This is a genomic window from Bradyrhizobium sp. B120, assembly GCF_049075665.1.
GTDB lineage: Bacteria > Pseudomonadota > Alphaproteobacteria > Rhizobiales > Xanthobacteraceae > Bradyrhizobium.
Genome location: NZ_CP185242.1, coordinates 260,172 through 281,228 on the forward strand (window position 1 = coordinate 260,172; position 21,057 = coordinate 281,228).

Below are 21,057 nucleotides of genomic sequence, written 5' to 3' on the forward strand. Positions count from 1 at the left end.
ACCTCACGTCAGCAGCAGCGCCATGCCCGGATCGCCCTTCTGCATCGCGCGCTGATAGGCCGGGCGCGCGGCGATGCGGCCGAGATAATTCCTGATGTTGGGGCAGCGGCCGAGGTCGTAGGGCAGGAAATAGCGCATCGTCGTCAGCGAAAAGCCGATCATGATATCGGCCGTGGTGAACACCTCGCCCGCGAGATATGCGGCGTCGCGCACCCGTGCCTCGATCAGATCGAACGAGCGGTCGACCCGCGCCCGGGTCGCGATCAGCATCGGATTGTCGGCCGCGAGGTTGAGCCGGTTCAGGATCATGCTGCGGCCCATCTGCGCCTGCAGCGTGCCGTTGGCAAAGTGAAACCAGTACAGGAACTGCGCGAAGTCGGGATGGTCCGATGTGAGCGTCAGCCGTCCATTGCCATATCTTGCGACGATGTACTCGACGACCGCGCCGGATTCGGCCAGCACCAGGGCGCCGTCGGTGATGACGGGCGCGGCGCCGATCGGATGCAGCGCCTTGTAATCGGCCGGCGCCAGCATCGTGACCGGATCGCGCGTGGTGCACTTCAGCTCGTACGGGATCTCAAGCTCCTCGCACAGCCAGACGATGCGCTCCGATTGCGACTTGCCGAGATGGTGAACGGTGAGCATGCGCGCTCCTTAACTAGGCGTCCGCTTTCTTCTTCGCAGGCTTCTTGGCCGGCGGCGGCTCTTCCATCGCCTTCTTCATGGCGCGGGCATAGGCGTCGGCGGCGTTCTCCGCGGAATTCTGCAACCGCTTGGCGGTCGCGGTCGCGTTCAGGACGGTGCTCTTGGCGAGGAAGCGGAAGCGCGCCTTGGTCTCCTTGTCCTTGGCCTTGGCGGCCCGCGCGACCCAGACGGCCTGGCGCTTCTTGGCAGCCGCCATCACGGCCTTGGTCTGCGCTTTTGCGGTTTGCCGGATGACGGCGTCGAGGTCGGCTTCGGCCATTCAGATACACTCATTGACTGGACGTACGCCGGGGTGGGCGCACGGTGGGAGGAGGGGGAGGTATCACTAGCGCAACCCGCGCCGTTTGAACATGCGATCCTTTGCGATGCCCCCGACGGGCGTGGACAGGCGGATGGTTGCGCGCTCTCTATTCAGGCAAGGCGCACGGTTTCGATTTCGCGGACAATGATCTGATGACTGCCGATGCAGTTAACCGTGTTGCCGGCTTCTTCCAGGCCCGTCTGAACGCAGCTTGAGTCTCAGTCGGCGGACGACCCCGGCGGCACCTTGGCGCCGGCGAGCAGTCCGGCCAATTCCACCTGTCGGCCAAGCCCGGTCTTCGCCAGCACGGCCTTGAGCTGGTTGCGCACCGTTTCGCGGGAGATGCCGAATGCGACGGCGATGGCCTCGACGGTTCGTCCTTCGCCGATGCCGCGCGCGACGCGCGCCTCGGCCGGCGTCAGGTCGAACAGACCCTGCAGCACTTCCGCGGTCGGCACCTCCGATGGCACCACCGGCGTCACGATCACGATCGCCAACGCGCGGTCGAACAGATCGCGCGCCGCGCCCTGGATCGGGACCAGATGCACGATCAGCGGCGGCCGATCGTCCTGGGCCGCGATCGGCACCGAGCGGACTTCGGCGCCGATGAGACCCTGATCGAGTGCCGCCACTGCCTGTGCGAACAGCGCGTCGGCGGTAGCTGCCGCCAGCGTCAGGCGATCGCTGCGATCCTGCATCACGTCGGGCACCAGGCGGTCGAACAGCGTGTTGGCGGTCATCAGACGGCCGCCGCGCCGCAGCACCGCCGCGGGCAGTCCAAGCATCGCCAGCGACTCGGTTGCCGCCCTGGCGCGCTCCATTCCGAGCCGCGCCGACAGCAGCGCCGCCCGCGCCAGATGCGGGCGTAGCGCGTCGAGCTGCTCGATCGCTTCCCGCTCGATCGGTCCGTGCTGGTACTCGCGCTCGACGCTGTAGATCAGCACGTCGCCGCTCGGCACCGGGATCGCGGTGCCGGCGCCCCATCCGAGCCCGCGCGGACGGAAGAACTCGCGGATCTGGAAATCCTGCTGCACGTCCTCGGGCGTATCGAACACGTCGATGTCGCGCAGGAAGCCCGCATGGTTGGCCGCGAGCAGGCGTGGCAACCGTCCGTTGCGCTCGTGCCAGCCACCCTCGACATAGGCAACCGTGTCGTCGTGCATGTCGGGGGATGCGACCCAGCGGACGTCGTGTGGGGCTGCGGTCAGCAACACGATACCGCGGGCCCGCGCGATCGCGCCGACCTGATGCAGCACATTCGGCCACAGCTCAGGGACGACCGCGGCCTCATAGGCCAGTTCAATCAGATGCTCGTGCAGGTTGTTCGCCATCGGCTATTCCAGGAAATATTGCTGCCCAACAGATTAACCCCTCGACCGCGAAAGTATTGCGTAGAGCAATTCAACCCAAGCCACGAGTCCGGGCTATCCCGGTGCGCGTGCGCGCGCATCACGGGAATCATGGTGTTTTCGTCGGCCTTGTTCGCGGTTTTCGCGCGGGCGTGGAAGGCCTCGCGCGTTTGGCTGCGACCCGATGCGCGGCGGCCAGCGCAGCCTGCGCCCAGACGACGAGTTCGTCGGGCTCATCGAACAGCCGTTCCGGCACCCGCCAGAAGGCGAGATCGATGGTCGCGCCCTGCTTGGCGTAGTTGAGCGGCGGGCTCGCCGCCGCCTCCTTGAAGGTCTCGCGGTTCTGATCGTCGACCCGCACGTAGAATGTATTGTCGGTGACCATCCCGAGCATCACGCCGTCGCAGAACACGCCGGTCTTGCCGAACATGCGCCGCATCGTGATGCCGCCGAGCGACGCGAGTTGCTCGCGCAGGAATTCGGCAAAGGCAGGACTGGCAACCATTCCCGGTCTCGCAGGGCAATCAGGCCTGCGGAATGATGACCGGAACCTCAGCGTCCGACAACTGCCGTGACGCGATCCGGAATCCGGGAAGGAGGTTACCTGGATGCTTGGGAGCGGGTGAATTGGCCGAATGGCGAGGCTAGCAGGAAGCGCTCGCCCGAAGCTGTCGGGAGGACACCTCGGTGCCCTCCCGACATCGACACTTAGTTGCAGCCGCAGCCGTGCGAGCGGCCGCCGCCTTGACGGTCAAGACCTGACGATCATCGCCGCGTGTGGCGAAATTGAACCCGCGTGACAGTCAGACATCTTTCCGAAGCATCTCGAAACGTATTCGGATGAATTGCTGCGGCGCGAGGCTTGTAAGCGTCACACGTTTGCAACGCTGCGCGCGATCCTTCGACCATGAACATCCTTTAATTTGTATCCGCGCGACTTGTCGCGCCTGCTAGGCGGCGATCCGTGACATGCAGTCGAGCCATCGCCGGCTCGGGGAGGGCCGATGATCAGCCGCAGGGCGCTTTCCGGATTGTTGATGACGCTGGTCGGGCCCTCGTCGGTCACCGGCAACACGCTAACGCTGAGTCACTGCCAGGGATCGTGCGCGAATGTCGATCTGCCGGCGCTCGGCTACGATACGTTCTGCCGGTCGTTCTTCGATATCGCGACGCGAGGAAAGCTTCGCGCCGTCGCCACCGGCCCGGACATTCGAAGGGAGATGCGCTCGCTGTTCCGGGAGCGGCGGCTGTATCGGCCATCGCACGACGAGATCCGGATTCTCTGGCGCGGCACCGCGGATGGATTCTCGGTCGTGAAGGTCGAGTTCGATCTGGAATGCGGCGTGCCGGTGCGCGGATGTCTCGGGATTCCCGACGGCGCGTTCAAGGGATTGATCCTGCTCGGCCACGGCATGGCGAGTACGCCGGAGCGGTGCTTCGATGATGCCGACAAGGATTACATGAACGCGCTCGGCAAGCAGCTTTGCCGGGACGGCTATGTCGTGTGGTGTCCGTACATCGTCCAGATCGGAAATCAGGAAAGCCAGAACAACATCGCCGCGATGCTGGCATCGCATGGCGTCTCCGCGCACAACGTGTCGTGCGCATCGATCGACGCCGGCGAAGCCGTCTGCCGGAAGCTGACCGGCGCGTCCGGTCTGAATGTCGGCGTCTATGGGGTGTCCTCGGGCGCCTTTCTCGCGCTGCATCTGGAAGCCGCGACAGGGCGGATGCGGCCGACTGTCGCCTCGGGATATATGCGTGACGAGAAGAAGTTTCTGATGTCGTCCGCGATCAGCAAGAACCTCGGCATCGAGCTTGCGGCCTACATTCATTTCGCCAACAGCCGCGCGAAGTACACCGGCGCGGAGCTGGCGTATCTGCTCTGTCCGTGTCCGCTGTTCGTCGAGATCGGCAGCCGCGATACTGCAAACGCGATCGAGCTCGGGCGGGATGAGAAGTTCGCGGAAATGCAGGCGGTCTATACATCATCGGCCCATCCGCGTCTGATCGACATGGATGTCTTCGACGGCGTCCACGAGGCTAGCGGCAAGCGCGCAAGGCCATGGCTGTACGGCCATCTGGCGTCGCCGGCCTATCAGGAGACGTCGCGTTTGAAGAACGCAATCGCGTTGTGAGGGGCGGCAGCCATCCTCGTTGCAATACGCCGCCGAGCCTGCTCCGTCTCGCAGGCACGGACGCCTGACTTCAATCAGCTCACCCTTTGGCGCATCACATTCATGAGAGCCGTCGGGGTCTGCGACGTGCCACGGGGCGGACGGCATGGTTGCATTCGCCATAGCATCGCAGTGGCGCGAGGTTTTCTCCAAGCGGCCTGTTGACGGGGTCGGCGAAACGGGGCGAGCACGTTACAGGATTGTCGGATTGGCCGCGTTATGATCTCCTGTGTTGCATCTTGCCTATCCTGACCTTCTCGGTCTGAGGGAACTCGACGTCATATCCGTCTCGTAGAGCTTGTTGGTAGCCGAAGGGTGGGACAGCATGAGTGGTACGGAACGAATGCTCGGCGGATTGGCAGGGCTTTTCGTATCGGCGGGATTGGCGGCCATCGGGATCTCGGCGGCCCACGCGCAGGCGGGTCCGCCCGGGCCGCCTGCCGTGGGTGTGTTCGACGCGGTGAAGCGGCCGGTGACCGAGACCAATGAATTTCTGGGACGCATCGAGGCTCCCAACCGCGTCAATGTGGTGGCGCGTGTCACGGCCTTCCTGGAAAAGCGGAACTTCGTCGAGGGCGCCGAGGTCAAGTCCGGCGACTTGCTCTATCAACTCGAGCGCGGCCCGTTCGAGGCCGACCTCGCATCGAAAAAGGCGCAGGTCGCGCAGCTGCAGGCGACCTTGGTCAACGCCAAGCTGACGGCCGATCGCGCCAAGGCGCTGCTCGGCGGACCGGCCGGTCAGCAATCGAGCGTCGACGCCGCAGTCGCCAACCAGCAGAGCCTCGAGGCGCAGATACAGGCCGCGCAGGCACAGGTCGACCTGTCTCAGATCAATCTCGATTATACCCTGATCCATTCCCCGATCGACGGCAGGATCAGCCGCACCGCGGTCACCGAAGGCAATGTCGTGACGCCGAGCTCGGGAACCCTGACGACGATCGTCAGCCAGGACCCGATGTATGTCACCTTCCCGGTGCCGGTGCGTGAGTCGCTCGATCTGCGCGAGCGCTATGCGACACGCGGCGGCTTCAAGGCTGTCGTGATCCGCGTGCGGCTGCCGGACGGCCGGCTCTACGACAAGGTCGGCGAGCTGAATTTCGTCAACAACACGATCGCGCAGAACACCGACACCATCACCTTGCGCGGCACCATCCCCAACCCGTCGACGTACACATCCGCCGAAACCGGCGGCGCGGTCCGCGAGCTCACCGACAACGAGTTCGTCACCGTGCTGCTGGAAGGCGTGCAGCCGGTCGAAGTGCTGGCGATCCCGCGTTCGGCGGTGCTGTCGGACCAGCAGGGCGAATATGTCTACGTCGTCGGCGCGGACAACAAGGCCGAGCAAAAGCGGATCCAGCTTGGGCAATCGACATCGACGATTGCCGCGGTGACGAGCGGCATCGCGCTCGGCGACAAGGTGATCGTCGAAGGATTGCAGAAGGTCAAGCCGGGCGAGGTGGTCGCGCCGGGACCCGCCAGTGCGCTGATCCAGTCCAGCATGAAGGTTTCGGCGGACGGCGGCGCCGGCAGCACGCCGAAAGCGACGGGCAACAACCCATGATTTCCGCTGTCTTCGTCGATCGTCCGCGGCTTGCGATCGTCATCGCGTTCGTGATCACGATCGCGGGCGCGCTGGCGCTGATGCAAATTCCGGTCGCCCAGTTCCCGGACATCGTGCCGCCGCAGGTCACGGTCTCGGCCGTGTTCCCCGGTGCTTCGGCCGAAGTGGTGGAATCGAGCGTCGCCCAGCCGCTGGAAGCGCAGGTCGTCGGCGTCGACAAGATGCTCTACATGAAGTCGACCAGCGGCAATGACGGCAGCTATACGCTGACGGTGTCGTTCGCGCTCGGCACCGACCCCGACATCAACACCGTCAACGTCAACAACCGCGTGCAGAGCGCGCTCGCGCAGCTGCCGACCGAGGTGCAGGCGCAGGGCCTGACGGTGCAGAAGAAGTCCTCGGCGGTGCTGCAGTTCATCGTGCTCTACAGTAAGAGCGGCGAGCAGGACCCGCTGTTCATCACCAACTACGCCATCATCAACGTGCTGGACGCAATCTCGCGTACGCCCGGCGTCGGGCAGGCCTCGCTGTTCGCCAAGCTGAACTATTCGATGCGGATCTGGTTCGACACCCAGCGCCTGACCAGCCTCAATCTGGCGCCGTCGGATGTGATCGCCGCGATTCGTGCCCAGAGCGTGCAGGCGCCGGTCGGCCGCATCGGCGCGCGCCCGATCAGCAACGACCAGCAATTCCAGTTCAACGTGCAGACCCAGGGCCGCCTGACGACATCCAAGCAGTTCGGCGACATCGTGCTGCGGGCCAATCCGGACGGATCGGTGCTGCGGATCAGGGATGTCGCCCGCGTCGAGATCGGCGCGCAGAACATGGATTCGGAATCGCGGATCGACGGCAATCCCGGCGTGCCGATGGGCATCTATCTCGCACCCGGCGCCAACGCCGTGACCACGGCCAAGGCCGTGCAGGCCACGCTTGCGAAGTTGTCGGAGCGGTTCCCGTCGGGGCTGACCTACCTCGTGCAGTACGACTCCACGACCTTCGTCTCCGACACGATCAAGGAAGTGATGAAGACGCTCGGCGAGGCCTTCGTGCTCGTCGTGATCGTGGTGTTCCTGTTCCTCGGCAATCTGCGCGCCACGGTGATCCCTGCGGTCGCGGTTCCGGTCAGCCTGATCGGCGCCTTCGCGGTGCTGCTGGCGCTCGGCTATTCCGCCAACACCGTCTCGCTGCTGGCGATGGTGCTTGCGATCGGCATCGTGGTCGATGACGCCATCGTCGTGGTCGAGAACGTCGAACGCGTCATGGAGGAGGAGCCGGAGCTGTCGCCGGCCGACGCCACCAAGAAGGCGATGGCGCAGATCACGGCGCCGATCATCGCGATCTCGCTGGTGTTGCTCTCGGTGTTCGTGCCGATTGCGTTCATTCCCGGCATCTCAGGTACGCTGTTCCGCCAGTTCGCGGTGACGATCAGCGCCGCGATGGTGATCTCGGCGCTGAACGCGCTGACATTGTCGCCGGCGCTGTGCGCCGTATTCCTGCGTCACGGCGGGCCGCGCCGAGGCATCATGGGACGGGTGCTCGGCGGTATCGACTGGATGCGTGACGGCTATGCCGGCGTGGTGCAGCGGCTGGTCCGCGTGGCGGTGTTGTCGCTGGTCGCGGTGCTGGTGTTCGCCGGCGCGGTGTTCGGCGTGTCGAAGATCACGCCGACCGGGTTCCTGCCCGAGGAAGATCAGGGCGCCTTCTTCATCGCCGTGCAGCTGCCTGACGGCGCGTCGGTGGCGCGCACCAGCGAGGTGACCAAGCAGGTCGAAGCGATCCTGAAGAAGAACCCGGCGGTCGACCACGTGCTGTCGATCATCGGCTTCTCGCTGCTCGACGGCGCCAGCGAGCCTAATTCGACATTCATGGTGGCGCGCATGAAGCCGTTCGCCGATCGCAAGGCTGTCACCGACTCGGTGCAGGCCGCGATCCGGCAGACCTTCATCGCGGGATCGCAGATCCGTTCGGCCTCGGTGCTGCCGTTCAACCTGCCGCCGATCATCGGGCTCTCGACCTCCGGCGGCTTCGAATATCAGCTCGAGGCGCTGGAAGGGCAGGATCCGGCTGCCCTCAGCAGCGTGATGGGTGGGTTGATCGGCGCCGCGAACCGCAATCCAAATCTGACCCGCGTATTCTCGACCTTCACTGCGACCAACCCATCGGTCTATCTCGATATCGACCGTGCCAAGGCGCAGGCGCTCGGCCTCAACATGGCCGACGTGTTCACCGCGCTGCAGGCCACGCTCGGCGGCATCTACGTCAACAATTTCAACCTGTTTGGCCGCACCTGGCAGGTCAACGTGCAGGGCGATGCGGCCGACCGCGGCGACATCCCCGATATCTGGCAGATCTATGTGCGCAACACCGGCGGTGAGATGGTGCCGATCCGCTCGATCGCAAGCTTGCGGATCGTCACCGGCCCGCAGGTGATCACGCGCTACAACAATTATCGCTCGGTCACGGTGAACGGCAGCCCGGCGGCGGGCGTGTCCTCGGGGACCGCGATTGCGACGATGGCCGACCTGTCCAAGACGACGCTGCCTTCAGGCTATTCCTATGAATGGACCGGCACGGCCTATCAGGAGCAGGCGGCTTCCGGCCAGACCGGCATCATCCTCGCGCTCGCGGTGCTGTTTGCCTATCTGTTCCTGGTGGCGCTGTATGAGAGCTGGACGATCCCGATTCCGGTGCTGCTGTCGGTTACAGTCGGCGTGCTGGGCTCCTATCTCGGCATCAAGCTCGCGGGCCTCAATCTCGATCTTTACGGCCAGATCGGCCTTGTGGTGCTGATCGCGCTCGCCGCCAAGAACGGCATCCTGATCGTCGAATTCGCCAAGGAGCAGCGCGAGGCCGGCCGGCCGATCGCGGAGGCCGCGACGATGGGCGCGCAGATGCGCTTCCGCGCGGTCATGATGACCTCGATTGCCTTCATCCTCGGCCTGGTGCCGCTGGTGGTCGCGACCGGCGCCGCCGAAATCAGCCGCCGTGCGGTCGGCACCGCGGTGTTCGGCGGCATGCTTGCCGCCAGCTCGATCGGTATTTTCCTGGTGCCGATGCTGTTCGTCACCTTCCAGGGCTGGCGCGAGGGTGTAAAGAACCGCTTCGGCCGTCGGGGCAAGGCGGAGCAGCCGGCATCGCATTAGCGCTTCAAGCGTGAACGACGAGCCAATGTGCGATGACGATCAGCCTAACCCCATCGCGCATTAGCGGCGCGGGTGAGGCGGGGCTATACTGCCCGCCTCAGCGATGGAGTTCTGGATTGAGCGTTGCCTTTACCAAGGAAGAAAGTGCCGAGACCGCGTCCGAAACGCTGTTGCCGGACCGCCCCATATCGCCGCATCCCAATCTGGTGACGGAAGCAGGACGCAAGGCGCTGGAGCGCCAGCTCCTGGAGGCACGCGAGGCCTACGAGACCGCGCAGCGGCTGGACGACGTCAATGAACGGCGGCGGCAGTCGGCGGTGCCGTTGCGCGACACACGCTATCTCACGGAAAGACTCCGCACCGCGCAGGTCGTCCCCGACCCCGCCTCGACCGAAACCGTTGCCTTCGGCAGCACCGTGACGTTCAGCCGCGCCGATGGGCGGGTGCAGACCTATCGCATTGTCGGCGAGGACGAGGCCGATCCAAAGGCCGGCTCGATCTCTTTCGTGTCGCCTGTGGCGAGGTCGCTGATGGGGAAGGCCGTGGGCGACGTCGCAGGCTCGGGCGCCCAGGAGCTGGAGATCGTGGCGATCGCGTAGCGGATCGCAGCTCCCGATCACGCCGCCGGCAGAGCAAGCCGCTCGATCGTCTGAATATGCCGCGCGAGCAGGCTGCAGGCTTGCTCGATATTGCGGGCGCGCAGGGCCTGCAGGATCACGCGATGATCCTGGCTCGGCCGCGGCCGCCAGCCGGCGTTGCGCGCCATCGCGAACACCAGTCGTGAGTTGGCAAGTTGCAGGCCGTCGAGGCTGGCGAGCAGACGCGGCATCGCGCAAGGCGCCACCAGCGCGTGATGAAAGGCGCGATTGGCCAGCTCGAATTCCTGAACCGTCTCGGCGTTGTCGCCTTCGATCAGCGCGACCTCGATCCGTGCCAGATGGGCGGATGTGTACCTGGGAGCGGCATTGCGCAGCGCGACCACCTCGAGCGCGGCGCGCATCTCGGCGATCTCCTTCACCGACTTGGTGTCGAGCGGAGCAACCCTCACACCGCGACGGGGCACCGCAACGACGAGATGCTGCGCCTCCAATTGCCTGAAGGCCTCGCGCACCGGGACGTGGCTGGAATGAAATTCCCGCGCGACATGGTCCTGCCGGAGCGGAGCATCCGGCGCCAATGCGCCGCTGATGATGCGCTCGCCGATCGCCTCGGCGATGCGCCCGGCAGTCGTCGTGTTCCTTCCCTCGCTACTCATAGATTATCTATCACAAAAACGGATGCGCTCTCGATCGGGCTCGGCTAGCATCATTCTAGGTCAAATATCATAGATAATATAAAGAATTATCTATGATCTTCACAAGCAAGAAGGCAAGCCCGATGGTTGATGTCGTTGAGATCGAACGGACCGACAGCCGCAGCAGCGCAGCGCCCCGCAAGCACTGGGAGCGTGCCGAGGCCGAGGCGCTCTACAACCTGCCGTTCGCGGACCTGATGTTCCAGGCGCAGGGCATCCACCGCGCCAACTTCAATCCGAACCACGTCGAAACCGCGAGCCTGCTCAGCATCAAGACCGGCGGCTGCCCGGAAGACTGCGGCTACTGCTCCCAGAGCGCGCATTACGACACCGGCCTGAAGGCGACCCGCCTGATGCCGCGGGACGAGGTGGTCGCGGTCGCGCAGCGCGCCAAGGACGCCGGCGCAACCCGCTTCTGCATGGCCGCAGCCTGGCGGAGCCCCAAGGACCGCGATCTCGATCAGGTCTGCGACATGGTCAGCGCGGTGAAGGGGCTGGGCATGGAAACCTGCGTCACACTCGGCATGCTGACGCCAAAGCAGGCCGAACGGCTCTCCGACGCCGGGCTCGATTTCTACAACCACAACGTCGATACCTCGCCGGAATTCTACGACAAGATCATCACCACCCGCACCTTGCAGGATCGCATCGATACGCTCGCGCATGTGCGCCACGCCGGCATCAAGGTCTGCTGCGGCGGCATTATCGGCATGGGTGAACAGGTCGAGGACCGGCTCGGCATGCTGATGCTGCTCGCCAATCTCCCCAGCCATCCCGAAAGCGTGCCGATCAATCTGTGGAACGAGGTCAAGGGCGTGCCGGTCAACGACACCGCCGAACGGCCCGATCCGATTGCGCTGGTGCGGCTGGTCGCGACCGCGCGGATCATGATGCCGAACAGCGTGGTGCGGTTGTCGGCCGGACGGCAATACATGACCGATGAACTGCAGGCGATGTGCTTCCTCGCCGGCGCGAACTCGATCTTCATCGGCGATGTGCTGCTGACCACCAAGAACCCGCAGCGCAATCGCGACGCCGATCTGCTGGACCGGCTCGGCATCACATCCCGTCTCGCCTGACCGTAACCTCCGGTGTGCGCGGCGTCATTCGCCGCGCGATAGAGCGTTTTCGAGCGAAGTGGATACCGGTTCGCGTGAAGAAAACGCGTCAAACAAATCTGCCACGATCCTGAGAGTGAGAGCATGAGCGCAATCCATGCGGCCAAGGCCGCTGATTACGCCGCGGCCTTGCACGCCCTGAGCAAGGACGATCGGCTGCGTGGCCTCAAGCCGCGCGCGGGCATCGATTTCGTATCGAACGACTATCTGGCGCTGGCGAGCGCGCCACGCATCAAGCAGGCCGTCGCGGCCGCGCTCGAGGCCGGCACGCCGATCGGCGCCGGCGGGTCGCGGCTGTTGCGCGGCAATTGCGAGGAGCACGAACGGCTGGAGGCCGAGGCCGCTGCGTTCTTCCGCGCCGAGACCGCGTTGTTCTTCGGCGGCGGCTATGTCGCCAATTTCGCCGTGCTGACGACGCTGCCGCAGCGCGGTGATCTGCTCGTGCTCGATGCTCTGGTGCACGCCAGCATTCATGAAGGCGCGCGGGCCGGCCGGGCCGCGTTCCGGTTCAGCGCCCACAATGACCCCGGGTCGGTCGAGGACACCATTCGCGGCTGGCGCGCCGAGGGCGGAACGGGCCGGGTCTGGATCGTGGTCGAAAGCGTCTACAGCATGGACGGCGATGTCGCGCCGCTCGACGACCTCGTCGCCATCGCCGAGCGACACGACGCGTTCCTGATGGTCGACGAGGCGCACGGCACCGGCGTCTACGGCGAACAGGGTCGCGGGCTGACGGCACCCTATGAAGGGCGCGAGAATCTCGTGATCGTGCATACCTGCGGCAAGGCGCTGGGCGCCGCCGGCGCATTGGTCACGGCCTCGACCGTGCTGCGCGACTTCATGGTCAATCGCTGCCGCCCGTTCATCTTCGCCACCGCGCCGTCGCCGCTTGTGGCCGTCGCCGTGCGCGAGGCGCTCCTAATCCTGCAGCAGGAGCCCGAGCATCAGCAGCGTCTCGCAGACCTGGTGGCGTTCACGCATCGCGAGCTCGATCTGCGCGGCTGGCGCAGTCCGTCGCGTTCGCAGATCGTGCCCTATATCGTCGGCGACAATGCACGCGCGATGCGGCTTGCGACGGCGCTGCAGGCACGCGGTTTCGACGTCAGAGGCATCCGCCCGCCGACCGTACCGGCGGGCACCGCGCGGTTGCGCATCGCGTTGACCCTCAATGTCGACGAGGACGACGTGCGCGCGCTGCTCGATGCGCTCGTCGCGGAGACGCAGGGCTGGGCGCGATGATCAGCCGGATCGTGGTGACCGGCACCGATACCGGGATCGGGAAGACGATCTTCTCCGCGGGCCTCGCCGGTTTCCTCGGCGCGCGCTACTGGAAGCCGGTTCAGTCCGGCCTTGAGGAAGAGACTGATGCGCAACTGGTGGCGCGGCTTGCAGGTCTTGCCGCCGATCGCGTCGTGCCGGAGCGTTACCGCCTTCGCACGCCGGCGTCGCCGCATCAGTCCGCCGCGATCGACGGCGTCCACATCGATCCTGCCGCGCTCGACGTGCCCGACACGGGGGGGCGGCCGCTCGTGATCGAGGGCGCCGGCGGGCTGATGGTGCCGCTGAATGACAACACGCTCTTTATCGACATATTCGAGCGGTGGCGGCTTCCGGTGGTGCTCTGCGCCCGCACCGCGCTCGGCACCATCAATCACTCGCTGTTGTCGGTCGAGGCGCTGCGGAAGCGCCGGATCGATATTCTCGGGATCGCTTTCATCGGCGAGAGCAATCCCGAGAGCGAGCGCGCCATCTGCGACATCGGGCAAGTGCGCCGGCTGGGCCGGTTGCCCTGGCTGTCTCCGCTCGCCGCGGACACGCTGCAAACGGCATTCCACGCCTCGTTCCGGCGCGACGATTTCAACTCATGATATCACCTCGGAAATCGCCGATCTGGCACCCGTTCACTCAGCACGCGCTGCACGATCAGATGACCAGGATCGTGCGCGGGGAGGGTGCCTATCTCTACACCGCGGATGATCGCCGGATCATCGATGCGATCGCATCCTGGTGGGTCGTGACCCACGGCCATTGTCATCCGCATATCGTGCGCGCGATCCAGAATCAGGCCGAACAGCTCAACCAGATCATCTTTGCCGGCCATACCCACGATCCGGCCGAAGAGGTTGCCGCGCAGCTCCTGAAGCTGGCGCCGCGTGGCCTGGAGCATGTGTTTTTCTCCGACTCCGGATCGACCAGCGTGGAAGTGGCGCTGAAGATGGCGCTGGGCTACTGGCATAATATCGGCGTGCCGCGCACGCGCATCATCGTGATGCAGCACTCCTACCACGGCGACACCGTGGGCACGATGTCGGTCGGCGCGCGCGGCGTCTTCAACAAGGCCTACGAGCCGTTGCTGTTCGACGTCGAATCGATCCCGTTTCCGGCCGCAGGCCACGAGCAGGCGACGCTCGATGCGCTCGAAGCGGCGTGCAAGACGGAAACCGCGGCCGCGTTCATCGTCGAGCCGCTGATCCTGGGCGCGGGCGGGATGCTGATGTATCCGCCCTCGGTGCTGAAGGAAATGAAGCGCATCTGCGAAGCCCACGACGTGCCGTTCATTGCTGATGAGGTGATGACCGGCTGGGGCCGCACCGGCACATTGTTCGCGTGCGAGCAGGCCGACGTCACGCCGGACATCGCATGCTACTCAAAGGGCCTGACCGGCGGATCGCTGCCGCTCGCAGTGACGCTCTGCCGCGCCGAGATCTACGACGCGCATTATTCCAGCGATCGTTCGCGAACCTTCTTCCATTCCAGTTCCTATACGGCGAACCCGGTCGCCTGCGCCGCAGCGAGGGCAAATCTCGAACTCTGGCAACGTGGCGCGGGCGAGCGCGTGGCCTCGGTCAGCGCGATGCAGGAGCGCCTGATCGCACCCTTCCGCGCCGACGCCCGCTTCGAGAACGTCCGCCGCACCGGCACCATCACCGCGCTTGACCTGAAGGCAACCGATGCCGGCTATCTCGCAGGCATCGGCCCAAAACTTCAGGCCTTCTTTGCGCGTCGAAACCTGCTGCTGCGCCCGCTCGGCAACACGATCTACGTCATGCCGCCCTACTGCGTGACGGAGGCTGATCTCGTTGAGATCTATGCCGCGATCGCCGACGCAGCCGACGAGCTGACCTGACGGTACGCCTTGCGCGCCTGAAATCCCGTGACTGACGATTTGCATCGCGTGCCGTTCTGCACGCGATGGGTTCTCATACGAAATCGGCGTGCCCTTGCGGGCACGCCGATAGGCTGGATCACGCGTGCCTGTGTGGCGCTGGCCTCGCAGCGGGATGTTGCGGCCGTGGCGCTGGATGGGGCCGCGGAGCCGGCCGTGACACATGCGGTGGCGGCGGACGCCGGGGCGGCGGCGGAGGACGGTGCACGGCCGCTTGCGCGACGCGCGGCGCCGGCGGATGCGCGGCCGGGCGTGGCGCAGGTGGTGCGTGCTGTGCGATCTGCGGTCTCGGCGCGTGCACGGCTGGCGCTGCGACGTGCGGTGCCGGAGCGGGATGGTTGACGGCAACAGGCCGAGCCTGTCCCGTCGGCTGTGCGTGTGCAGCCGGCGAAGCGCTTGCCGCAGGCAAGGCGTGTCCCGTTGTCGACGGGTGTGCCGGCGGTAGCGCGTTTCCGGTGGGCAGGGCGTGTCCTGTCGTCGTTGTCTGGGCTTGCGGCAGCGCGTTTCCGGAAGGCAGGGCGTGCCCCGTCGGCGATGCATGTGTTGCCGGCAGAGCGTTTCCGCTCGGCAGAGCGTGTCCTGGCGGCAGGGCATTTCCTGTCGGCAGCACGTGTGTTGGCGGCAGGGCATTCCCCGTCGGCAAAGCGTGTCCGGTCGTGGGTTGCGCATGCCGGGGCGGCGGCGCCGCGATCGGCTTGCCCGGATGCGCGGCGATCACGCCGGCGCCGCTGAACCGTGCCGCGTGCGCGGTCGCGGCGACCGCCGGATGACCATGGTTGTTGGCGAGCGTCAGTGCCGGATCCTTCATCGCCGCTTCCGCGTGCCGCGTCTGCTCGCCGGTTGCAGCCACATGGTGCTCGTTGGCAGCGGCGAGCTGTTGCGGCGTCGGTCTCACCGTGGTGCCGCCGGTGCCGCCATTGTAGCTGACGTTGGTCGTGTTGTTGATGACGGTCTTGTTGTAGACGTTGGTGACCGAGACATTCGAGATGTTGTTGACGGAACTGTTGTAGAAGAAGTTGCCGCCGCGCCAATAGCCGCCCTCATAGCCGATGCCGGTGTAGCCGAAGCCATAAGAGATGCCGCCATAGAAGCCGACGGTCGCTCCCCAATAACCGGCGTGGAACCCGTAGGCGCCATCGTTCCAGCCCCAATAGCCTGGCGTCCAGAGCAACTCAGGCGCGGGCGGAAGCACCCACGTGCCGGGAACCCAGTAGTAACCGGTATCGTCGCTCCACGCCCAATAGCCTGGGGTCCAGATGTAGCCGTCGCCCGGGATCGGCGGCTGCTCGTAGACCGGCAAGGGCGGCGGTGCTGCATCGACGCTGATGCCGATGCCGATGGCAAGCTGCGCGCGCGCAGCGTGAGGTGGAGAGAGACAGCAGAGGCTGAGAGCTAAGGCGAAAGGCAGTCCGGCGATGCGGCGCATGGCACATACTCCAATCTTCTTCCCCCAGCGTTGGAGTTGAATAGTGGCGGCGACATGAACCGGTTGTGAATGTTTGTGCTGACACCGTGATTTTGCGATCGCGCGTCGATGAAAGCGTTAACGACAGCGAATGCGCGTCAGCTCGGTGTCAGGATGGAACGCGAATCACGACGATTCGTAGTTCGGATATGGACCACGTGACTCGCACGAGACGCGCGTGTGTCGCGTGTCTGCTTCGGGATCTGCATCAGCTGTGTTCGATCGGCTGCGGCTTCAAGGCGAGCGACCTCGCGGCTGGATCAAGTTGTGCTGGCGTCTTACGTCGCGAGCGCGCGCTCGCGTCGGCTTCATCACTGCGCCAAATAGTCGAATTTTTGTTTTGAATTGGACGACGCCCCCCTGCGCGTCATCAATCGATCATTGGAACATCCGGCTCGCGCAAGGCCGGGCAGGGAGGTTTGGAATGACGCGATCCGCCGACATCGACATCAACGCGGGTGCGCGCCTCGACAGGCTGCCGATCTGCGGATTCCACTGGCGCATCCTGGCCCTGATCGGCGCCGGCATGTTCCTCGACGCATTCGACATTTACCTCGCCGGCGGTGTGCTGGGCGCGGTGCTCAAGGAAGGCTGGTCGACGCTCGAGCTCAACGCCGCCTTCGTCTCCGCGACCTTTGTCGGCATGACGATCGGCGCCTGGTTCTCCGGCATCCTTGGCGACCGCTTCGGCCGCCGCTTCTCCTACCAGATGAACCTTGCGATCTTCGGCCTCGCGTCGATCGCCGCGGCCTTCGCGCCCAGCATGACCGTCTTGATCGGCTTGCGTTTCATCATCGGCATCGGCCTCGGCGCGGAGATCGTGGTCGGCTACGCGACCTTGACCGAGTTCGTGCCGGCTGCTTCGCGCGGCCGCTGGATCGGATTGCTGGCTGTGATCACCAACTTCTCGCTGTTCGCGTCGTCCATGATCGGCCTGTGGGTGATCCCGACGCTGGGATGGCGCTACATGTTCGCCCTCGTCGGCCTCCTCGCGATGATCGTCTGGTTCTTGCGCAAGTCGATGCCGGAATCGCCGCGTTGGCTCGCCGCCAACGGCCGCGCCGATGAGGCGGAGGCAATTCTTTCGGCGATCGAAGCGGAGGCCGCGCGCAAGGGAACGCTGGCTCCCGTCGCCGCGAGCGCGCCGGCGCAGGAATCGCCCGGTGCGGTCTGGCGCCTGTTCCAGCCGCCGTATCTCGCACGCACGTTGCTCGGCAGCCTGCAGCACATCGTCGTCGGCTTCAGTCTCTACGGGTTCATCGGCTGGCTGCCGACCTTCATGGTCAAGGGCGGTCACAGCGTGGTGTCCTCGCTGGGCTACACCACCGTGATGGCGCTCGGCGGGCCGGTCGGATCGCTGATCGGGCTCGTGCTGGCGGACCGGCTCGGGCGCAGGCTGTCGATCGTCTGCTCGTCGATTGCGGCAGCAATGCTCGGCATTGCCTATCCGTACATGGCAGATGGTGTTGCGCTCGCAGGCGTCGGCTTCCTGCTGGTCACCGCGATCTACGTCATGCTGGCGACCGGGTTCGCGATGCACGTCCCCGAACTGTTCCCGACCCGCTATCGGCTTCGCGGCACGGCGATCTGCGCCACATCCGGTCGGATCGCGACCGCGCTGGTGCAGTACGTCGTGGTCGCGATCTTCGCCTGGCAAGGGTTGACCGGTGTGCTGACGACCCTGGCCGGCATCCTCGTGTTCCAGGCCGTGGTGTTTCTGGTGTTCGGATTCGAAACCAAGGGACGCTCATTGGAGGATGCGTCGGCCGTCACGAAAGCCGAGGCAGGACATCCATCGTCGATCGCGCGGAGGCCGGCGGACATCGGCGCCTAGACCAGATCGGAGCACGCCGCCCTGAGCCGATCGCGGAGCCAGCCGTTGGCATTGCTCTGATCGTATCGGCGATGCCAGTACAACATCCAGTCGAAAGGCGCGGACTCGAACGGCAGTTCCTCCATCCGCAGACCGTCGTCCATCAGCACGGCGGCGAGATGCCTCGGCATCACCGCCAGCAGATCGGTGCTCTTCAAGACATGAGGCACGACCAGCCAATGCGGCACGTTCAGCGCGATGCGTCGTCGATGGCCACGTTCGGCGAGCACGTCGTCGACGAAGCGAAGGTCGGTCGGGCTCATCGAGACCTTCATGTGCTCCTGCGCGATGAAGCGCTCGAAGGTCAGCCGCCCGCGCTTGATCGGGTGACCGCTCCGCATCAGGCAGACCATGCGGTCGCGCAGCAGCGTCTCGGAACGGATCGATGCGGAATGCTCGAGCCCCATGCTCACTGCGACGTCGATCTCGTCCCGCTCCAGCGCATCGATCGTCAAGGCGGGCGGCAGATGGATCGTGTTGTAGGAGATCCGCGCCTCCGGCGGCCGTGCCGCGGCGAGTCGCGGCAGCAGCAGGCACGCGAGAATGTCCGACATCCTGATCGTGAAGGTGCGCTCGGTCCGGCCTGGATCGAAGCCGGCGTCGCTCGCCATCACGCGCTCGACCTGGCGCAGCACCTGGCGCAGCGGCTCCGCCAGTTCGGTGGCGCGGGGCGTCGGCTTCATCCCGCTTGTCGTCCGGACCAGGAGCTCGTCCTCGAACATCGCGCGCAGCCGGTTGAGCGCGTTGCTCATGGCAGGTTGACTGAGGCCGATGCGGTCGGCCGCCTTGGTGACATGACGCTCGGTCAGCAGTGCGTCCAACGCGACGAGCAGATTGAGGTCGATGGATCGGAGGTTCATGCCATCATTCATATCGTGAATAGTGAGAGATCACAAATCCATTTCATCTATGGCGATGCGGCGCGTATCCAATCGATCTGAACCAAGGAGGCACCAATGAATTCCGAGACGATCAAACGCGAAGTGAAGATCTGCATGTTCGATCAGTATGGCACGGTCGTCGACATGCAGGGCGGCCTGACCAGGATCGCGGCGCCGTTCCTCGCGAAGAAGGGTTGGAAAGGCGATCCGAATTCCTTCGTCACATGGTGGCGCCGCACGCATTTCGAGAACTCGATGATCGATGCGCTGCTGCATCGCGAGCACACGCCCTATCGCGAGATCGGGCATCGCGCGGTATCGCACGTGATGGACCGCGCCAAGATCGACTACACGATGGATGACGTGCGTTATCTCGTCGGCGAGATCGAGAAGCTGGTGCCGTTTCCGGAAGTGCCGGAAGCGTTGGCGCGGCTGCAAGCCAAATACAAGCTGGTGGTGCTCTCGAACGGCGATCCCGACATGCTCGAGACCGCGAAGCAGTACCACAAGGTCCCGTTCGATCGTGTGATCTCGGTGGCGGAGGCCAATTCGTTCAAGCCGCATGTCGCGACCTATACGAAAGCAGCCGAGATCATGGGCGTGAAGCCCGCCGAGGTGCTGTTCGTGGCCAATCATGCTTTCGACTGCATCGGCGCCAAGTCCGCCGGCATGCGGACGGCCTTCATCGACCGGCGCAGCCGCCCGTTCGGCATCACGCCGCACCAGCCCGATATCCTGGTGCCGTCGATGAAGGACCTCGCCGATGCGATCGTCTGATCGCGAGCCGCTGTCCGGCATCAGGGTCCTCGACCTCTGCCGCGTGGTCTCCGGTCCGTTTGCCACGATGCAGCTCGGCGATCTCGGCGCCGACATCGTCAAGATCGAGGATCCGCGGCAGGGCGACGAAAGCCGCCGTTACGGGCCGCCCTTCGTCGGCGGCGAGAGCGCATACTTCTTGTCGGTGAACCGCAACAAGCGCAGTTGCGCCATCGACCTGAAATCGCCGGCGGGGCGCGACGCCGTGCTCGATCTTGCATCCACAGCCGACGTCGTGATCGAGAATTTCCGCCCGGGCACGCTCGAGAAATGGGGGCTCGGCTTCGACGCGCTGCGGGCCCGCAAGGGCGACATCATCCTGTGCAGCATCTCGGGGTTCGGCCGCACCGGTGCGGACGCCTTGCGCCCCGGCTACGATCTGATCCTGCAGGGCGAATCCGGCGTGATGGACATCACCGGTGATCCCAAGGGGCCGCCGACCAAGGTCGGCACCTCGATCGCCGATCTCGTCACCGGCCTGTACGCGTCGCATTCGGTGCTCGCCGCCCTGATGCGGAAGAGCCGGACCGGCGAGGGCGGCCGGGTCGACGTCTCGATGCTCGACGCCATGGCATCGCTGCTGACGTTCAACGCCGGCATGTACTTCGCCTCGGGAGAGAGCCCGAGGCGCCGCGGCAACGTCCATCCGACCATCAGCCCGTACGAACCGTTCGAGGCGAGTGACGGCTGGATCAATGTCGGGGTCGCGAACGACAAGTTCTGGGCCGCCTTCTGCGACGTGATCGGCCGTCCGGACCTGCGCGAAGATGCGCATTTCGAAACCGCCCCGAAACGCGCGGCGGGCCGCAACGATCTCGTCGCGATCCTCGCCCCAATCTTTGCCCGCAGGAGCCGCGCCGACTGGCTGCAGGCGCTCGCCGTGGCCGGCATTCCGTGCGGCGCGATCAAGTCCGTCGGCGAAGTCTGCGAGACGCCGCAACTCATGCAGCGCGGCATGGTCCAGAGCGTCCACCATCCAGCCGCGGGGGATGTGAGGTTCATCGCGAGGCCAACGCGGTTCGGCGACGAGCCGCCGGCACCTTCCACGCCGCCGCCGATGCTCGGCGAACACACCCGCGAGGTGCTTGCGGAATGGCGCGGCTGGACCGACGATCGGCTCGAGAGATTCGCGCTCGAAGGCGCGTTCGGAGACTTTGGACGGAGCTTCGTGCGATCGCCCAGGTGAAGATCGTGATCAAGCGAGTGTC

The 21,057-nt window shown here is 65.2% G+C and carries 18 protein-coding genes; 11 read left to right on the forward strand and 7 right to left on the reverse strand.

What is annotated here, in order from left to right:
* Nucleotides 1–3 precede the first annotated feature (3 nt).
* The 4 genes from ACOIX3_RS01245 to ACOIX3_RS01260 form a co-directional block, all read right to left on the reverse strand.
* Complete coding sequence (locus ACOIX3_RS01245) at nt 4–645, reverse strand: glutathione S-transferase family protein (protein WP_420968033.1); 642 nt, start codon at nt 643–645, stop codon at nt 4–6.
* A gap of 13 nt (nt 646–658) precedes the next feature.
* Nucleotides 659–964: a hypothetical protein gene (locus ACOIX3_RS01250; protein ID WP_420968034.1), complete on the reverse strand. Its 306-nt coding sequence runs from the start codon at nt 962–964 to the stop codon at nt 659–661.
* A 260-nt stretch (nt 965–1,224) separates the two neighbouring features.
* The gene (locus ACOIX3_RS01255) at nt 1,225–2,337 is read right to left on the reverse strand and encodes a helix-turn-helix transcriptional regulator (protein ID WP_420968035.1); all 1,113 of its coding nucleotides are present in this window, start codon (nt 2,335–2,337) and stop codon (nt 1,225–1,227) included.
* 127 nt (nt 2,338–2,464) lie between these two features.
* Nucleotides 2,465–2,860 carry a TfoX/Sxy family protein gene (locus ACOIX3_RS01260; protein WP_420968036.1) on the reverse strand — a complete coding sequence of 132 codons (396 nt, stop codon included), beginning with the start codon at nt 2,858–2,860 and terminating at the stop codon, nt 2,465–2,467.
* Between the two features lie 499 nt (nt 2,861–3,359).
* Between ACOIX3_RS01260 and ACOIX3_RS01265 the strand changes: the two genes are divergently transcribed.
* From ACOIX3_RS01265 to greA, 4 genes are all read left to right on the forward strand, one after another.
* Nucleotides 3,360–4,493, forward strand: coding sequence for a hypothetical protein (locus ACOIX3_RS01265; protein ID WP_420968037.1), 1,134 nt, complete (start codon nt 3,360–3,362; stop codon nt 4,491–4,493).
* Between the two features lie 364 nt (nt 4,494–4,857).
* Entirely contained in the window at nt 4,858–6,093 is a 1,236-nt protein-coding gene (locus tag ACOIX3_RS01270; RefSeq protein ID WP_420968038.1) for an efflux RND transporter periplasmic adaptor subunit, read from the forward strand.
* Nucleotides 6,090–9,236: an efflux RND transporter permease subunit gene (locus tag ACOIX3_RS01275; RefSeq protein WP_420968039.1), complete on the forward strand. Its 3,147-nt coding sequence runs from the start codon at nt 6,090–6,092 to the stop codon at nt 9,234–9,236. The genes ACOIX3_RS01270 and ACOIX3_RS01275 overlap by 4 nt, the downstream gene beginning before the upstream one ends.
* 116 nt (nt 9,237–9,352) lie before the next feature.
* Complete coding sequence (gene greA / locus ACOIX3_RS01280; RefSeq protein ID WP_420968040.1) at nt 9,353–9,835, forward strand: transcription elongation factor GreA; 483 nt, start codon at nt 9,353–9,355, stop codon at nt 9,833–9,835.
* 17 nt (nt 9,836–9,852) lie between these two features.
* Here greA and ACOIX3_RS01285 read toward each other — a convergent pair whose 3' ends face one another.
* Nucleotides 9,853–10,491 carry a GntR family transcriptional regulator gene (locus ACOIX3_RS01285; protein ID WP_420968041.1) on the reverse strand — a complete coding sequence of 213 codons (639 nt, stop codon included), beginning with the start codon at nt 10,489–10,491 and terminating at the stop codon, nt 9,853–9,855.
* A gap of 122 nt (nt 10,492–10,613) precedes the next feature.
* Here ACOIX3_RS01285 and bioB point away from each other — a divergent pair, with 122 nt between their 5' ends.
* The 4 genes from bioB (at nt 10,614) to ACOIX3_RS01305 (ending at nt 14,775) form a co-directional block, all read left to right on the forward strand.
* Nucleotides 10,614–11,609 (forward strand): biotin synthase BioB, encoded by a 996-nt coding sequence (gene bioB / locus ACOIX3_RS01290; protein WP_420968042.1) that lies wholly within the window; start codon nt 10,614–10,616, stop codon nt 11,607–11,609.
* Nucleotides 11,610–11,732: 123 nt separating this feature from the next.
* A complete protein-coding gene (locus ACOIX3_RS01295; protein WP_420968043.1) occupies nt 11,733–12,887 on the forward strand; it encodes an 8-amino-7-oxononanoate synthase in 1,155 nt (384 codons plus the stop codon).
* A complete protein-coding gene (gene bioD, locus ACOIX3_RS01300; protein WP_420968044.1) occupies nt 12,884–13,516 on the forward strand; it encodes a dethiobiotin synthase in 633 nt (210 codons plus the stop codon). Before ACOIX3_RS01295 ends, bioD begins: the two co-directional genes overlap by 4 nt.
* Nucleotides 13,513–14,775 (forward strand): adenosylmethionine--8-amino-7-oxononanoate transaminase, encoded by a 1,263-nt coding sequence (locus ACOIX3_RS01305; RefSeq protein WP_420968045.1) that lies wholly within the window; start codon nt 13,513–13,515, stop codon nt 14,773–14,775. Before bioD ends, ACOIX3_RS01305 begins: the two co-directional genes overlap by 4 nt.
* Before the next feature lie 118 nt (nt 14,776–14,893).
* Here the strand turns inward: ACOIX3_RS01305 and ACOIX3_RS01310 are convergent, their stop codons facing one another.
* A complete protein-coding gene (locus tag ACOIX3_RS01310; RefSeq protein ID WP_420968046.1) occupies nt 14,894–16,240 on the reverse strand; it encodes a hypothetical protein in 1,347 nt (448 codons plus the stop codon).
* Nucleotides 16,241–16,703: 463 nt separating this feature from the next.
* Here ACOIX3_RS01310 and ACOIX3_RS01315 point away from each other — a divergent pair, with 463 nt between their 5' ends.
* Complete coding sequence (locus tag ACOIX3_RS01315; protein ID WP_420968047.1) at nt 16,704–18,113, forward strand: MFS transporter; 1,410 nt, start codon at nt 16,704–16,706, stop codon at nt 18,111–18,113.
* Here the strand turns inward: ACOIX3_RS01315 and ACOIX3_RS01320 are convergent.
* Entirely contained in the window at nt 18,110–19,012 is a 903-nt protein-coding gene (locus ACOIX3_RS01320) for a LysR family transcriptional regulator (protein ID WP_420968048.1), read from the reverse strand. The genes ACOIX3_RS01315 and ACOIX3_RS01320 overlap by 4 nt on opposite strands.
* Before the next feature lie 96 nt (nt 19,013–19,108).
* Here ACOIX3_RS01320 and ACOIX3_RS01325 point away from each other — a divergent pair, with 96 nt between their 5' ends.
* Both ACOIX3_RS01325 and ACOIX3_RS01330 read left to right on the forward strand, forming a co-directional pair.
* Nucleotides 19,109–19,810, forward strand: coding sequence for a haloacid dehalogenase type II (locus ACOIX3_RS01325; protein ID WP_420968049.1), 702 nt, complete (start codon nt 19,109–19,111; stop codon nt 19,808–19,810).
* Nucleotides 19,797–21,035: a CaiB/BaiF CoA transferase family protein gene (locus ACOIX3_RS01330; RefSeq protein ID WP_420968050.1), complete on the forward strand. Its 1,239-nt coding sequence runs from the start codon at nt 19,797–19,799 to the stop codon at nt 21,033–21,035. Before ACOIX3_RS01325 ends, ACOIX3_RS01330 begins: the two co-directional genes overlap by 14 nt.
* The last annotated feature ends 22 nt before the right edge of the window (nt 21,036–21,057 follow it).

Bases quoted from the DNA above. Each gene is read 5' to 3' on its own strand.
- ACOIX3_RS01245 (WP_420968033.1), bottom strand. From the start codon at position 645: ATGCTCACCGTTCACCATCTCGGCAAGTCGCAATCGGAGCGCATCGTC.
- ACOIX3_RS01250 (WP_420968034.1), bottom strand. From the start codon at position 964: ATGGCCGAAGCCGACCTCGACGCCGTCATCCGGCAAACCGCAAAAGCG.
- ACOIX3_RS01255 (WP_420968035.1), bottom strand. From the start codon at position 2,337: ATGGCGAACAACCTGCACGAGCATCTGATTGAACTGGCCTATGAGGCC.
- ACOIX3_RS01260 (WP_420968036.1), bottom strand. From the start codon at position 2,860: ATGGTTGCCAGTCCTGCCTTTGCCGAATTCCTGCGCGAGCAACTCGCG.
- ACOIX3_RS01265 (WP_420968037.1), top strand. From the start codon at position 3,360: ATGATCAGCCGCAGGGCGCTTTCCGGATTGTTGATGACGCTGGTCGGG.
- ACOIX3_RS01270 (WP_420968038.1), top strand. From the start codon at position 4,858: ATGAGTGGTACGGAACGAATGCTCGGCGGATTGGCAGGGCTTTTCGTA.
- ACOIX3_RS01275 (WP_420968039.1), top strand. From the start codon at position 6,090: ATGATTTCCGCTGTCTTCGTCGATCGTCCGCGGCTTGCGATCGTCATC.
- ACOIX3_RS01285 (WP_420968041.1), bottom strand. From the start codon at position 10,491: ATGAGTAGCGAGGGAAGGAACACGACGACTGCCGGGCGCATCGCCGAG.
- bioB (WP_420968042.1), top strand. From the start codon at position 10,614: ATGGTTGATGTCGTTGAGATCGAACGGACCGACAGCCGCAGCAGCGCA.
- ACOIX3_RS01295 (WP_420968043.1), top strand. From the start codon at position 11,733: ATGAGCGCAATCCATGCGGCCAAGGCCGCTGATTACGCCGCGGCCTTG.
- bioD (WP_420968044.1), top strand. From the start codon at position 12,884: ATGATCAGCCGGATCGTGGTGACCGGCACCGATACCGGGATCGGGAAG.
- ACOIX3_RS01305 (WP_420968045.1), top strand. From the start codon at position 13,513: ATGATATCACCTCGGAAATCGCCGATCTGGCACCCGTTCACTCAGCAC.
- ACOIX3_RS01310 (WP_420968046.1), bottom strand. From the start codon at position 16,240: ATGCGCCGCATCGCCGGACTGCCTTTCGCCTTAGCTCTCAGCCTCTGC.
- ACOIX3_RS01315 (WP_420968047.1), top strand. From the start codon at position 16,704: ATGACGCGATCCGCCGACATCGACATCAACGCGGGTGCGCGCCTCGAC.
- ACOIX3_RS01320 (WP_420968048.1), bottom strand. From the start codon at position 19,012: ATGAACCTCCGATCCATCGACCTCAATCTGCTCGTCGCGTTGGACGCA.
- ACOIX3_RS01325 (WP_420968049.1), top strand. From the start codon at position 19,109: ATGAATTCCGAGACGATCAAACGCGAAGTGAAGATCTGCATGTTCGAT.
- ACOIX3_RS01330 (WP_420968050.1), top strand. From the start codon at position 19,797: ATGCGATCGTCTGATCGCGAGCCGCTGTCCGGCATCAGGGTCCTCGAC.